The sequence below is a fragment of the Rhizobium sp. ZPR4 genome (genome assembly GCF_040215725.1).
Lineage (GTDB): Bacteria > Pseudomonadota > Alphaproteobacteria > Rhizobiales > Rhizobiaceae > Rhizobium > Rhizobium rhizogenes_D.
This window is the reverse complement of the sequence record NZ_CP157968.1, coordinates 503,167-516,197: the sequence shown is the minus strand read 5'-3', so window position 1 is coordinate 516,197 and position 13,031 is coordinate 503,167. Positions and strand designations below refer to the sequence as shown.

General features: G+C 60.9%; 11 protein-coding genes and 1 riboswitch. Of the genes, 5 read left to right on the top strand and 6 right to left on the bottom strand.

Annotated features, from left to right (window positions below; genetic code table 11):
- Positions 1–94: 94 nt before the first annotated feature.
- The gene (locus ABOK31_RS21940) at positions 95–499 is read right to left on the bottom strand and encodes a hypothetical protein (RefSeq protein WP_349960793.1); all 405 of its coding nucleotides are present in this window, start codon (positions 497–499) and stop codon (positions 95–97) included.
- 586 nt (positions 500–1,085) lie between these two features.
- Between ABOK31_RS21940 and ABOK31_RS21935 the strand changes: the two genes are divergently transcribed.
- The 4 genes from ABOK31_RS21935 to ABOK31_RS21920 all read left to right on the top strand — a co-directional run bounded on the left by ABOK31_RS21935 (position 1,086) and on the right by ABOK31_RS21920 (position 5,498).
- Positions 1,086–2,180 carry a diguanylate cyclase gene (locus ABOK31_RS21935; RefSeq protein WP_349960791.1) on the top strand — a complete coding sequence of 365 codons (1,095 nt, stop codon included), beginning with the start codon at positions 1,086–1,088 and terminating at the stop codon, positions 2,178–2,180.
- Between the two features lie 80 nt (positions 2,181–2,260).
- Positions 2,261–2,516: riboswitch (cobalamin riboswitch) on the top strand.
- A 163-nt stretch (positions 2,517–2,679) separates the two neighbouring features.
- Positions 2,680–3,696 carry an ABC transporter substrate-binding protein gene (locus ABOK31_RS21930; RefSeq protein WP_349960790.1) on the top strand — a complete coding sequence of 339 codons (1,017 nt, stop codon included), beginning with the start codon at positions 2,680–2,682 and terminating at the stop codon, positions 3,694–3,696.
- Between the two features lie 3 nt (positions 3,697–3,699).
- Positions 3,700–4,737: an iron ABC transporter permease gene (locus ABOK31_RS21925; protein ID WP_349960788.1), complete on the top strand. Its 1,038-nt coding sequence runs from the start codon at positions 3,700–3,702 to the stop codon at positions 4,735–4,737.
- Positions 4,734–5,498 (top strand): ABC transporter ATP-binding protein, encoded by a 765-nt coding sequence (locus tag ABOK31_RS21920; protein WP_349960786.1) that lies wholly within the window; start codon positions 4,734–4,736, stop codon positions 5,496–5,498. The genes ABOK31_RS21925 and ABOK31_RS21920 overlap by 4 nt, the downstream gene beginning before the upstream one ends.
- A gap of 66 nt (positions 5,499–5,564) precedes the next feature.
- Here ABOK31_RS21920 and ABOK31_RS21915 read toward each other — a convergent pair whose 3' ends face one another.
- From ABOK31_RS21915 to ABOK31_RS21900, 4 genes are read right to left on the bottom strand one after another with little or no spacing between them, the layout of a single operon-like run.
- Positions 5,565–6,692: an ABC transporter permease gene (locus ABOK31_RS21915; RefSeq protein ID WP_350019300.1), complete on the bottom strand. Its 1,128-nt coding sequence runs from the start codon at positions 6,690–6,692 to the stop codon at positions 5,565–5,567.
- Positions 6,689–7,840 carry an ABC transporter permease gene (locus tag ABOK31_RS21910; RefSeq protein ID WP_349960784.1) on the bottom strand — a complete coding sequence of 384 codons (1,152 nt, stop codon included), beginning with the start codon at positions 7,838–7,840 and terminating at the stop codon, positions 6,689–6,691. Before ABOK31_RS21910 ends, ABOK31_RS21915 begins: the two co-directional genes overlap by 4 nt.
- Positions 7,837–9,597, bottom strand: coding sequence for an ATP-binding cassette domain-containing protein (locus tag ABOK31_RS21905; RefSeq protein WP_349960782.1), 1,761 nt, complete (start codon positions 9,595–9,597; stop codon positions 7,837–7,839). The genes ABOK31_RS21910 and ABOK31_RS21905 overlap by 4 nt, the downstream gene beginning before the upstream one ends.
- A gap of 12 nt (positions 9,598–9,609) precedes the next feature.
- On the bottom strand, positions 9,610–10,620 hold the full coding sequence (locus ABOK31_RS21900) for an efflux RND transporter periplasmic adaptor subunit (RefSeq protein WP_349960780.1): 1,011 nt from the start codon (positions 10,618–10,620) through the stop codon (positions 9,610–9,612).
- A gap of 132 nt (positions 10,621–10,752) precedes the next feature.
- Here ABOK31_RS21900 and ABOK31_RS21895 point away from each other — a divergent pair, with 132 nt between their 5' ends.
- Positions 10,753–11,451 (top strand): CerR family C-terminal domain-containing protein, encoded by a 699-nt coding sequence (locus ABOK31_RS21895; protein WP_349960778.1) that lies wholly within the window; start codon positions 10,753–10,755, stop codon positions 11,449–11,451.
- A gap of 31 nt (positions 11,452–11,482) precedes the next feature.
- Here ABOK31_RS21895 and ABOK31_RS21890 read toward each other — a convergent pair whose 3' ends face one another.
- On the bottom strand, positions 11,483–12,811 hold the full coding sequence (locus ABOK31_RS21890; RefSeq protein WP_349960776.1) for a DUF882 domain-containing protein: 1,329 nt from the start codon (positions 12,809–12,811) through the stop codon (positions 11,483–11,485).
- Positions 12,812–13,031 lie beyond the last annotated feature (220 nt).

Below are 13,031 nucleotides of genomic sequence, written 5' to 3'. Positions count from 1 at the left end.
ACAGTCAGGAACACCAATCCTCAGATTTTACGACCTAAGGGTCGCGATGCGGCAGCGTTGACGGCGAGCGTCACGGCAGGGCCGGAACGCCGGTTCAGCCAACGATGTCGAGGAGGGGTGGCGCTCTCGGGCCTGTGTTCGGCGGATAAAGCTGGCGGTGGAAAGCCTCCGATCTTGCGACGACGGTCTCTCCGCGCACGGAGGCAAGGCGCTCGCAAATTTCGGTCGGAGGCGTGGGCACAACCGCGGCAGACGCGATCCGGCATGCCTCGCATCCGGGCGCATAGGCTTTTCCGTGCACCTTGCCGTCGGCATCCTTGTAGGTAATGCAGAGGATCGGCAGAGATCCATCCGGAAGCCTGTATTGGGCAAGCTCGATCGGGGATATCTCATCCGCTGTTGCGACGACAGGCTGATGGGCGAAGCCGACAAGCAACAACGCAACGGCGCAAAGAATGCGCGCGCTCCACTGTCCTGTACGCGAAATGGTCTTCCGCATTCTTGTCCCCACCACCGCATTCGCGGATGAGGTTGCAGTCATAGGATAGGCCCATTGCAAGCGCAATGCGTCAATTCGTGCCGTGCCGAGGTTTGCGGAAGCCGGTACTAGTCAAGGACGCGCGGTCGACGCGTCTCGGCGAACGCCAAATTGGCGGAGAGCTCTTGATCGTTCGGCGCAGGGCGCCAGATAGGGCTGATCATTCGGATCCGTGGGTTGTGCTCGGCAGAAAGGCGATCATGAGCAGCTTTGATAACTCGCCTTCTGCCCGGTGCCGTCGACGTCTCGATCCGTCGGCTTTCATAGTTCGTTTCCCCCGATGGTCTAAGATCTCTAAAGGACGCATGACTGCATCTGGCCTGAACTACAGATCCCGGACGCAGCGATATTGAGATATATTGCTTCAGAAATTCGATTGCGACGATGACCCTCACTTCCAGTTCCCGCCCGAACATTATTGTCACACTGCCGATCAGTGAGAGGCTTGGTAAACCATTTTGTGGAGATCGCATGGTATCCCACACCGACTTCGACTATGCCGGTACAGGTCATTCGTTGCGGTTCGTTGCGAGGACTGGGAACAGCAATGGAAATTGAAACACATTTGGTTTCGCTGATACGCGTCCTCGGCCAGGTGGCGATCATCGTCTATGCTTATTCCTGGGTCATCCGGATCGTCGAACGCGGCGCTCTGAAATCCGTGGCCATCGGGTTGCTGTTCGGGCTGGTCGGCATCCTGTCCATGGGCGATCCGATACAATGGATGCCGGGCGTTATTCAGGATGGCCGCTCGATCCTCCTTGTCCTTGCGCCGATCTATGGTGGCCTTCTGGGAACCATTGTCGCTGCAGCGATGATGGCTCTGTTTCGGTTTCTGGTCGGCGGTATGGGTGCGGTGGGCGGCGTTGCCGGTATCGTGATCGTTGCGATCGCGGGCTATGTGCTCAGCCTCCTGCCGCGGCAATGGACCGGCACGGGCTGGAGACGATCGGCCCTGTTCGGTCTGGCGACCTGCTCATCCCTCGTGGTTCTCTTCTTTCTGCCATGGGCGGTTGCGCGCGCTCTTCTCCTCTCGGCGACACTTCCGGTGACGACCGTCAATATACTCGGTGTCATGCTGCTATCGGATCTGCTGCAGCGGGAGCAATATCGCATCGGTATCCAACGCGCGCTGGAGAATGAAGCGAGCCTCGACCCGCTGACAAGACTGCCCAACCGCCGCGTATTGCAGCGCGAAGGCGATCGATGCAGCAAGGAAGCGGGCATGCGCCGCATTCCTTTCTCGATCATCATGCTCGATATCGATCACTTCAAGAAGATCAACGATAGCTGGGGGCATTCCTTCGGCGACACCGTCCTGGCACGAGTGGCTGATGTGATCCGGCAAACCGTGCGCAAGACCGATATCGCCGCCCGTTATGGCGGCGAGGAGATCGTGGTGCTGCTGCCGAACACGGATACGAGGGCCGCAGCTGCCGTCGCGGAGAAAATTCGCAGGGATATCGAGGGCACGACCCTGATGTTCGAGCAGGAAGCCGTTCACGTCACTGTCAGCATCGGCATCGCCTGCTCCCTTGAGCCGACCACGGATTTCAAGCATGTGCTCGAGGCCGCCGATAAGGCGCTCTATCGGGCGAAGGCGAGCGGAAGAAATCGGGTTGAGCTGGCCGAGGCCGCCTAGCCGCGCCCTGCCTTCGGCGATGAGCATGATGCTCTCTTTCTTTTTGCCATCCAAGCGTTCTTGACGAGAAGGCCCTGTCCGGAATAACTGAACGCGACGGTTCCCCAAGGAAGACTCCGCGGGGATTAATAGGGAACACGGTGAGGAAGACCCAAGAGGGACCTAGACCGTGGCTGCCCCCGCAAATGTAAGCGGATTGCCGATCATCCGGGAGTGACCTTTTTTAAGTTATCTCCCGAGGCTTAAAGCCATGCCACTGCAAGCAAGCTTGCGGGAAGGCGGATGATCGTCAGAGATCCGCAAGCCAGGAGACCTGCCGTCGATCACGATCCAATCAGCCGGGCGGGGATGCCCGGAAAGGACAGAGAATGATTGACCTGAGCCTTCGATATTATCCGACCTCTATCGGCCTTGATTGGGATCCTCGCAACCGGCGGCGGTCTTTCTCAGCGCGATCGTGCTGACACCGCCCAGTTTCCCTCTCCGATCGAGATCTTTCATGCGCCATTTTTTGACGACTATTACATTTGCACTTGGGCTGACCGGGTTTGCCGCCTCCAGTTTCGCCGCCACACAATATCCGCTCACCATCAATAATTGCGGCCAGAAGGTCACTTTCCAGAAGCTGCCGGCCAGGATCGTTTCGATCGGCCAGGGCATGACCGAAATCCTGCTCTCGCTCGGTCTGGCCGACAAGATCGCCGGCACCGCCGTCTGGGTCGGCCCGGTGCTGCCGCAATATGCCGAGGCGAACAGCAAGATCCCGCGGCTTGCCGATAATGATCCGAGCTTCGAATCCGTTGTTGGCAAGGAACCGGATCTCGTCGCCGCCGAATTCGAGTGGCATGTCGGCGCACAGGGCTCCGTCGGCAAGCGCGAGCAGTTTTCCGAACTCGGCATCAACACCTATATCGCGCCGACGGATTGCGTCGCCAAGGTCAACACCGATGGCGGCGACGGCGTGCGCAAGGAACTGTTCACGATGGACCTGGTCTATCAGGAGATCGACGAACTCGCGGAGATCTTCGATGTGAAAGATCGCGGCGATGCCTTGATCGCGGCCCTGAAGAAGCGCGAAGCGGATGCTGTCGCCTCGATTTCAGGCGCAAAGTCCAAGGATCTGCCGATTGTCTTCTGGTTTTCCAGCAAGGAAGTCAGCGGCGATGCCTTTATCGCCGGCAAGAACAGCGCGCCGGCCTATATCCTGAAGACGATCGGCGCCAAGAACGTCGTGACGACCGAGGAAGAATGGCCGCTCGTCGGCTGGGAGACCATCGCGCAGGCAAATCCGGCCGTGATCGTGATCGCCACCATGGACCGCCGCCGCTATGCCGCCGATGATCCGAAGGTCAAAGTCGATTTCCTCAAGAAGGATCCGGTCACCAGCCAGCTCGATGCCGTCAGGAACAAGCATTTCGTCATGATGGATGCGCAGTCGATGAACCCGACCATCCGCACCATCGACGGCATCGAAATCCTGGCCAAGGGCATCAAGTCCTTCGGCCTGGCGCAGTAAGATATGAGTCTCGTTGCGGAACGTCGGTCATGGTGGGCGCTTCTGGCGCTCGCCCTGGCTGCCATCATGATCCTGGCGTTCATGATCAGCCTTGCGGTGTCGATCGGCGAGATTTCCATCCCGCTGTCGACCACCGCCAAGGCGGTCTCGAACCGGATGTTCGGAACGAGTTTCGAGCTTAGCCGTATCCATCAGGGCATCGTCTGGGATTATCGGCTGAGCCGGGCGCTGGTCGCCGCCAGCACCGGCGCGGCGCTGGCGCTGAGCGGTGTGATCCTGCAGGCCTTGCTGCGCAATCCGCTTGCCGAACCCTATGTGCTCGGCATTTCGGCGGGGGCTTCGACCGGAGCGGTCTGCATCATGATCCTCGGGCTCGGCTACGGCATTCTGGGGCTTTCCGGCGGCGCTTTCATCGGTGCGGCCGTCGCCTTCCTCTTCGTCGGCCTGTTGGCCGCCGGTGTCGGCGGCACGAGCGAGCGCATCATTCTTTGCGGTGTTGCCGGTTCGCAGCTTTTCAACGCGCTCACCTCCTACATCGTCACCACCTCGGCCAATGCCGAGCAGGCAAGGGGCGTCATGTTCTGGCTGCTCGGCTCCTTGAGCGGTGTGCGCTGGCCGGACGTCTATCTTTCTGGGCCGGTCGCCATCATCGGCTTTGTCGTCTGCATGGCGCATGTGCGCGTGCTCGATGCCTTCATCTTCGGTACCGATGCGGCCGCCTCACTCGGCATTGCGGTCAGACGCGCGCAGATCGTCCTGCTCGGCGTGACGGCCTTCATGACCGCAGCCGTCGTCAGCATCGTCGGTTCGATCGGCTTCGTCGGGCTTGTCATTCCGCATGCCGCCCGCTTCGTGGTCGGGCCAAGCCATGATCGGCTGCTGCCGGCAGCAGCTCTGGCCGGCGCCATTTTCATGGTCGGTGCGGATATCATTTCAAGAATCATCATTCCCCAGCAGATCCTGCCGATCGGCGTGGTCACGGCCCTGTTCGGGGCTCCGGCCTTCGCCATCATTCTCTATCGCGCGCGGAGGACGGCATGAGCATCGCTGTTGATACGGTAACCTTTGCGGCCGGCAATACTTTGATCGTCAACGGCGTCAGCCTGGCGGTGGAAAGGGGCAAGGTGCTCGGCCTTCTCGGACCGAACGGCTCGGGAAAATCGAGCTTGCTGCGGCTGATATGTCGGCTGCGCAAGGTCAAGAGCGGTATCATCCGGCTTGGCGGCAGCGACATAGCCTCGATCTCGCGCGGGGATATCGCCCGCCGCATCGCGCTCGTCGAACAGCAGGCGACGACCGATACCCAGGTCACCGTGATGGATGTCGTGCGCCTCGGCCGCACGCCGCATCGCGGCCCCCTGTCGGTCTGGAGTGTTCATGACGATGCGGCGGTTGCGGACGCGCTTGCCCGCGTCGGCATGCAGGGCCGTGCCGGGCAGCTGTGGCAGACGCTTTCAGGAGGCGAGCGACAGCGCGTCCACATAGCAAGAGCGCTCGCCCAGACGCCGAGTGAGCTGCTGCTTGACGAGCCGACGAACCATCTCGATATTCAGCACCAGCTCGATATTCTCGGTCTGGTCTCCAGGCTCGATGTCACCTCGATCGTCGCGCTGCACGACCTCAATCTGGCGGCCATGTTCTGCGACAGTCTTGCGGTGCTGCAGAAGGGTGAAGTGGTCGCGGCCGGCCCGCCGGAAGAGGTGCTGACGCAGGAACTGATCGAGCGGGTATTCGGCGTGCGCGCGCATGTGCAGAAGTCCTCGGTTCATGGCCGCTGCAACATCCAATATATGGCGGGTTGATGCCATCGCGGCACGTCCGCCGCCCTCGATCCGCTCGGAGCAATTCCAGGAAAAATGCGAAGCGGTTCAGTTCAAACGATGACGGAACATCCAGGCGGCGACCGGCATCGTCGCGGCGGCAATGGCAAGAAGCGCCAGCATGTCCGGAAACAGCGCCTCGATGCCGGCGCCTTCGAGATAGACGCCGCGCGTGATGCTGATCGCATATTTCAGCGGATTGATCATCGTCGCATATTGCAGGATCTCAGGCATGTTGTCGGTCGGCGACATAAGGCCGGAGAGCAGCATGAACGGCATCAGGAAGACGAAGCAGAGGATCATCGCCTGCTGCATGTTGGCGGCGATGGATGACAGGAACAGTCCGAAACCGATCGCCGCGGCAAGGAAGAGGCTGAGCCCGAGATAGAGCGTCAGGAACGAGCCGGCAAACGGAATGCGAAACCAGAACAAGGACACCAGCAGGATCGTCGATGCCTGAGTGATGCCGACAATCATCGAGGGAACGGCCTTGCCGATCATGATCTCTGTCGGCGTGAATGGCGCGACGAGCAGCTGATCGAAGGTTCCTTCCTCGCGTTCGCGCGCAACGGACATGGCAGTCAGCATCATCGTCATCAGCATGGTGATCGTCCCGATGAGCGAGGGCACCATGCTCCACCGCGTTTCCAGCTGCGGATTGTACCAGGCGCGGGTCGTGACCTGCACGGCATTGCCCGAGCTGCCCTTCTGTGCAAGCCAATCGGCGGTGAAGTCGCCGACGATCGTATTGGCATAGCCTTGCGCGATACCGCTCGTGTTGGAATTTCGGCCATCCGCGATGACCTGTACGGTGCCGGGGCTACCCGCTTCCAGCTGCCTCTCGAAATCGCGATCTACGACGATGATCAGCACAGCCCGCTTGGTATCGAGCAGCCTGACCGCCTGGCCCGTCTGCGTCAGTGTCGCTACCCTTTCGAAAATGCCCGATCCTTCAAGCTTCGCGACAAGGTTTCTGGACGTCGTCGTCCTGTCCTGATCGACGAGCGCATAGGGAACCGTATTGAGGTCATAGGTGGCGGCGTAGCCGAAGATCAGGCATTGGAGAATGGGCGGGACGACGAGGCTTGCCCGGCTTCGGGGATCCTTCAGGATGACGAGGAGTTCCTTGCGGATCAGCGTCAGGATGCGCAGAAGCGATGCGAACGACATGGTCATGCGATCCTCTTGCGGGTCATGCGCACGGCGAGTGCCAGAAGTGCTGCCGCCATGCCGGCGAGCACGACGGCATTGGGCAGGATGACGCTCCAGATATTGCCGGCGAGAAACAAGGTCTGCAGCAGGGTGACGAAATATCGGCCGGGGAAGATGTAGGTGATGACCTGCACCGCCAAGGGCATGCTTCTCGGGTCGAACATGAAGCCCGAGAGCATCATGGCCGGCAGGAAGGTCACGAGCACGGTGACCTGGCTGGCGATGAACTGGCTCTTCGTGATCGAGGATATGGCGAGCCCGAGGCCGAGCGCGACCAGAAGGTAGAGCATGGAGACGACGGTGAGGATTAGCAGCGACCCTCGAAGCGGCACGCCGAAGAGCAGCCGGCTGCCGACGACGCAAAGGGCAAGGCCCGCGAGCCCCAATAGAAAATAAGGCACCGTTTTGCCGAGCAGGATTTCGCTCGAGCGCACCGGCGTCACGAACAGCGCCTCGAAGGTGCCGCGCTCCCATTCCCTGGCCATGACGAGAGCGGTCAGAAGCGCGCCGATCAGCGTCATGACGAGAACGACAAGACCTGGGACGAGGAAATAGCTGCTGTCATTGGCTTCGTTGAACCACAGCCGGGATTCGATCGTCACGCCGCTGCCGCTGATCGCTCCTTTGCGCGCCGCTTCCTTGGCGGCCCAGACGCCGACTGCCGCTTCGGCATAGCTCAGCGATATTCGCGCCGTGTTTGCATCGCTGCCATTGACGACGACCTGGACTTCGCCATTCCCCTGAGCGACCTTGCGCGCGAAATCCGAGGGGATGCGCAGGATGGCCCTTGCCTGCGATGACAGCATCATGCTTTCGGCTTCCACCATCGTCTTGACAGGCTTTGGAGAAAAATAGCTGGAGAGTTCGAAGGCCGAGGCGAGCCCGCGCGCCTCGGCCGAATTCTCTTCCATGACGATCGCAACGGGAACGTTCTTGACGTCGAGATTGATGCCGTATCCAAACAGGATCAGCAGCGCCACCGGCATGACGATGCCGATCGCGATGCTGCTCGGATCGCGCAGGAGCTGCCAGGTCTCCTTGCGGATGAGCGCGCGGATGCGGCGCAGGGCTGCGCGAAATCCCTGGCCGGATCTGTCGACGGGCTGGTTCATGCCGCCATCTCCGCTTTTTTGTGCCGTTCTTTCTCGACGATGGCGATGAAGGCCTCCTCCATCGTCGCGGCCGCCTCGCCATGCGCGCCGGCATGGGCGCGGATCTCGACCGGTGTTCCCTCCGCCAGGTTTTTGCCGGCATCGAGGATGATGATCCGATCGCAATATTCGGCCTCTTCCATGAAATGCGTCGTCACGATGATTGTCACGCCCTGCTCGGACAGGGCGGTGATCCGGCCCCAGAACTGCCTCCTTGCCAATGGATCGGCGCCGCTCGTGGCTTCATCGAGGAAGAGAATGTCCGGCTCGTGCAGGAGAGCGGCGGCGAGCGCCAGGCGCTGCTTGAACCCGCCCGGAAGCTGCCCGCTCGGCAGTCTTGAAAACTGGTCGAGCTCGAACTGGCTTTTCAGGGCGGCGATCCTGTCCTTCCTGCGCCTGCCGCGCAGCCCGTAGGCGCTTGCGAAGAATTCCAGATTCTCGTCGACGCTGAGCTGGCCGTAGAGCGAAAATTTCTGCGCGACATAGCCGAGCCGTTCTCGCGCCTTGGCCCCTGCCGTCAGCAGATCGGCGCCCGCGACCATTAAGGTGCCGCCGCTGGCGGGAAGCAGGCCGCAGAGCATGCGGAAGGTCGTGCTTTTTCCAGCTCCGTTCGGACCGAGCAGCCCGTAGACCTCACCCTTGCGGACACTGAAGCTGACATGATCGACGGCGGTAAAATCCCCGAACTTGCGGACAAGGTTGCGAACCTCAACGACTGTTCCATCGCCATTACGATTGGCCGATGAAGCGCCGTCATGACCCTTGCGTTCGGCATCATCAACAACGGCAGCAAACAGCATCATGAAAGCATCTTCGAAGCGAGGCGCCACGCTTTCCGTCTCAAGCTTCGTGCCGTCCAGCTGCAGCGGCTCGTCCTTCTGGCCCGGCTTGCGGACGATCCGGACGCGCCCGGCCTCCGGCACGGCATCGACGATACCGGGCTGTGCGAAGAGGCGGGCCTGCAGGGACCGGGCTGGCATACCACCGGGAGTGCTGACCATGAAGCAGCAGCCGTCTGCCTTCGCCGTGATTTCGGCTGGTAGACCCTGATCGAGGATCTTTCCCGCATGCATGAGGACAGCATGTTCACAGCGTTCGGCCTCGTCGAGATAGGAGGTTGCGACGATCACCGAGAGCCCGTCCTCCTTGACGAGCTTGAAGACGATTTCCCAAAGCTCGCGACGCGACAGCGGATCGACACCGACGGTAGGCTCGTCGAGGAGCAGTAGCTCCGGCGCCCGCACCAGCGTGCAGGCAAGGCCAAGCTTCTGCTTCATGCCTCCCGATAACTTCCCTGCCGGACGTCCCTTGAAGCGGCCGAGCTGCGTCATTTCGAAGAGGCGCGGATAGGTTTCGTCGCGCTGGGATTGCGTGACACCGTGCAGATCGGCGTAGAGATCGAGGTTCTCCTGAACGCTCAGATCTTCGTAGAGGCCGAACTTTTGCGGCATATAGCCGATCCGGTCCTGAACATGCTGCGGCTCTTTGGCGATGTCGACGCCGATCACCTGCAGATTGCCGCCATCCGGCGCGATGAGGCCGCATGCCAGCCGCAGCAATGTCGTCTTGCCGGCGCCATCCGGGCCGACCAGCGCTGTCAATGCCCCTTTGCGGACGTCGAGCGAGACATCGGCAAGCGCCTCCACCATCTCGCCAGTGTCGCGCCGAAACGTCTTGCGGACATTCTTTGCTATGACCGAGAGATCGCCGGCGCTCATGGCATCCCCGTTCTATTGCTGTTGCGTGGTTGCGACGTTCGCCTGCTCGTCCGAAAGCGGGCGAACAGTTGCCGGCATGCCAAGCCGGAGCGCATCGTCCGGATCATCGACGAAAACGCGGACTTCATAGACGAGGCTGGTACGCAATTCCTCCGTCTGCACCGACTTCGGCGTGAACTCCGCGACCGAAGAGATGAAGCCGATCCACCCGGGGATCGTACGCCCAGGCAGCGAATCCACCGCGACATTCGCCTTCATGCCGGGGCGGAGCATTCCAAGCTGGGTTTCCGAGACATAGGCACGCACCCATTTCGGGCTGATGGTAGCAAGCGAAAAGGCTGCACGGGTGGGCGAAGCCATCTCGCCGGGCTCGATCAATCTCGATTGCACGATGGCGTCGACCGGCGCTTTCAGCTCGGCATCGGCAAGCTGCTGGTGCAGGAGCGCGACATTGGCCTCCGACGCATGCAGCTGCGCTTCCGCCTCTTGAATGTCCTCGATGCGGGAACCGACGACGAGCAGATCGAGCGCCTTCTGGTTCGCAACGACCTTGGCGTCGGCAACGGCGGCGGCGGAGCGCGCCTCATCCAGTGCCTGCTGGCTGACTGCGGCCTTGGGAGCAAGTGCATTCTGGCGTTCGAACTGCGCCCGGGCATTGACTGCTTCCGCCTTGGCGGATTCAAGATTGGCGCGGGATTGCGCAATCTCTTCGGGACGGTTGCCGTTCCTGAGGCGCTCAAGATTGGCACGTTGACTTGCAGCCTGAGCCTCTGCCTGGGCCACCTGAGGCTGAAGGCGACTGGTATCCAGCCTGGCGACGACCTGGCCTTTCTTGACTTGCGCACCCTCTTCGACAAGGACTTCGGAGACACGTTCGCTGCCGTTGAAGGCGAGGGTGAGCTGCCTGAAGTCGATATTTCCATAAAGGACGAGCTCGTTCGAGCCGTCGTTCCGATGAAAATACCACCAGGCGCCGCCCGCTACGGCAATCAACAGGACCAGAATAATGATGACGCGTTGCATGCTTTATTCGAACTCCAGGCAAGGGGGCGGCTCTAGTGAAACGGATGGTGGCCGAGAACGATCCGGGTTCATTATAGCACTTGTCAAATTCAAATTTCAAATTAATATTTGAGTTAATGAAAGGCAGAGACCATGGCCAGAGGCAATAGACGAACGGCACGATCACGGGATCGGCAGGACGGCGCTGCCACGCGGATGAGCCTGCTCGAGGCGGGCGGTGCCGTTTTCGCCGAATTTGGCTTCGATCGCGCGACCGCAAAGGAAATCGCTCTGCGCGCTGAAACCAACGCTGCGGCAGTCAATTACCACTTCGGCGGCATCGAGGCGTTGTACGAAGATGTCCTTGCCGAGGCGCATCACCGCCTGATGAGCTACGATGTGCTTGCCAGCACCGTCACGGCGGACATCGATCCGAAGGAGAAGCTGCGTCGGCTCATCGGCCTGTTGGTCAAGGTCGTGCGAACCGGGAATGAGAATTCATGGCCGGCCAAGGTAATTGTCCGCGAATTGATCGCGCCGACACCGCATATCGACAAGCTTCGTCGCGAAGAGATCGAGCCCAAGAAAGCGTTGCTGTTTGGCGTTATCGCCCAGATCATCGGCGTGACACCGGACCATCCGTTCGTCGCGCAGGCCGCGCTTTCGACGATGGCGCCGTGCTTCATGCTGCTGGTGGCCGAAAAACGTGTGTCCGAGATCATTCCGGCGCTCGGGCGGGAAACGACCACCGACGAGGAACTGGCAGACCGACTTGCTCGCTTCACGCTTGGCGGACTTGCCCAACTTTCTCTGTCGGTACAGGCGGCAGGATCAGAGGATCAGCCGAACTGACCCTTCGTAAATCACCCATTGGGAGATTGCTTCAGCCTTCGAAGCCGAACCGCTCGACATCGAAGTCGTCGCCATCGTAAGCCCCGGCCTGGGCCTCCGCCATGTCGTCATGCATCGGAATGGGTGCGCTGACGAGGCTCGGAAGCGTCATGTCGACGGCCATGCCCGGCGGCTGCAAGGCCCAGGCGACGATTGCCCCGGTCGACATGGCGCCAACGCCGCCCGATACTTCCTGCGCGGTGGAACTCGGCAGCTGTGCCATTGGCTGCATCTTTGCCATGGCGCTATCGGCCGTATTCTTCGCGTTGTCAGACACGACGAGCTTTCCGGCATCGTTGCGTCCGACCACCAGGCTTGCGAGCACAGCGGGGGGGACGGGTCTTTCGGGAGCAGCCGTCGGGATGACGACGATACTGCTGGTCGGCCGCCATGCCGGCAAGGGGACGGCATAGGCAGCCAGATCGGCAAAGGGCTGAACCCTGTTTTCCTCAGCCACGCGCTTGCCAAGCTGAGCCTCGAGCCCATTCACGGCCCGGCTCCTCGGCGTCGGCAGCATGCTGGTCATGAGGCTGCTGTCGGGTGCACCGCTGCGAGATGCAGCCGATGATCCGGCATCGTCATTGTCGTCATCGACGGCCGCGATCTTGCTTGCCATCTGTGAAGGACGCTTCTTGGATTGCGCGATTGCCACCTGATAGCCGGGCAGCGGTCTGCCATCAGCCGGCACATGCAGCGTCCGCCCGTTCGGGAAAAGCCGTGAAAGTTCCTGGCGCGACATTCTCGGCCATGCGCGCACGTTGCCGACATCGAGATGCACGAAGGGCGAGCCGGAGTTGGGATAGAAGCCCACGCCGCCGATCTGCATCTGCATGGCGATCGCGCGCAGGCTCGCAAGCTTTACGCCCGGAATGTAGAAATCCATCGCCTTGCCGAGCGTGTGCTGGCTGTGTTTGGCAACGCCGGAGCTGCGCGAGCGGTTGCGCAGCATGCTGTTGGTCGAAGGAGAGCGGTAGGCCGAGACGACGTGAATGGCTTCTTTGGCGCCACTGCGGCTATAGACTTCCCAGACGAGATCGAGCAATTCCGGATCGATCTTCGTCGGCTCGTTCTTGCGCCAGTCGCGTAGGAAGCGGTTGATCTGGGCAAGGCCTCTCGGATCGTATCTGCCGCAGCGTTTGAAGACGATAGTCGCCCTTTCCCCAGTATGGGTGAAGAAGAGCTTGAGCGCCCGATCCTCTGCGGCCGCGGTGCCGGCAAAGGCGCCGAACATCACCATTGCGATCAGCGCCACCCGGCAAGCGACGAATGAGAAAGTCGTGGCGAAAACCGTCGCCGGAATGGAAAAGATCACGTGATGCACGGATACGACTTTCGCCCTTGCTAAGAGAAACAGAAATCAGAGGCGCCGCGCCTGCGGCATCGCTATACCCTCCAATTATGGTCAACAAATCCCTAACGGACCGTTTATAGGCGGAAACGGCAAAAATTTGTCCGTTCGAGCGCATTCATGGGCGGCTGAAGCAGCTTCCGCGCCCTGGCGAGCCTTATCTAGGAAAGCTTCAGTCGCGCCGTTGCAATTT